The organism is Paraburkholderia tropica (genome assembly GCF_914484835.1).
In the GTDB taxonomy this organism is placed as follows: domain Bacteria; phylum Pseudomonadota; class Gammaproteobacteria; order Burkholderiales; family Burkholderiaceae; genus Paraburkholderia; species Paraburkholderia tropica_A.
In genome coordinates, this window is record NZ_CAJZAR010000011.1 from 1 (window position 1) to 868 (window position 868).

General features: G+C 57.8%; 2 protein-coding genes. Both read left to right on the forward strand.

Translation table 11 applies throughout. The features are described 5' to 3' along the window. A partial coding sequence (locus tag LDO54_RS01680) for a hypothetical protein (protein WP_224005255.1) occupies nucleotides 1-521 on the forward strand: 521 nt, incomplete at its 5' end. Continuing rightward, nucleotides 518-862 carry a hypothetical protein gene (locus tag LDO54_RS01685; protein ID WP_224005258.1) on the forward strand — a complete coding sequence of 115 codons (345 nt, stop codon included), beginning with the start codon at nucleotides 518-520 and terminating at the stop codon, nucleotides 860-862. The genes LDO54_RS01680 and LDO54_RS01685, both read left to right, overlap by 4 nt. Nucleotides 863-868 lie beyond the last annotated feature (6 nt).

The window sequence follows — 868 nt, forward strand, 5'->3', positions numbered from 1 at the left end:
TTTGTCTCGTTCAACAGCGCGGCGGTGAGGCGCGTGGCCCCGTGAAGGCCACGCGTCGGAGTCGCTGGATTGCTTTGCTCGCCGTCGCTGTCCTTGCTGGAGCTGCCGTCTGGTATATGTCGAAGCCAGTCCCAATGCAGCCGGAGCTAGGTCAGCACGTCACCGCAAAATATGGCCCGTGGCTCCGATCGCAGGGGATCACAGCGATTCGCTACGAAGAAGGGACATGGAGCATCACAGAGAAGTTGACGGTTAATGGCCGAACTGTGGACCTCTCATCGGACTGCCATAGCGGCATGAGCAATGTGTGTGGCGGTTATTACACGTTGTTTTTGGGTGGCACGGACAGCTTTACCTTGTCGTCGGACGGCAACGGCTACGTGATTCAAGCTGATATTGATCGCTCGAAGATCGAATACGTCGATTCCGAAAAACAGTTCGACAAGGCGATGGACGATGTCGTTCACGATTACGAGGAAAGGCAAGCTCGCTTGGCTTCGTGGAACAAGGCGGCTCAATGAAAAAGGGGATGCTTGGCATCGTAGGCGTCGGCGTATTCGTGCTCGTGCTCGCCGGTGCAACAGCGGTCGGCCGTATGGCGGGTGAGGAAGCAGGATCGCGCTCCAAGGAGCGTTTGCAGCTAGTTTGGCCGTCGATCATGGATATGCCGGTCAATGACCGCGCGCTACTTGTCGGGCTCGCCATGACTTGTCACGTCGAGGATCGCCCCGCTATCGCTGGCGACGTGGTTGAATGCCTCCGAGACGCGCTGGACGATCCCCACGCGGCTCTTCCCAAAGGCATAGATCGCAACAGCGCGCGTGCGAAGCTCGATCAACTGCTGCGCCAACAAAACGTCTAGGAAAAC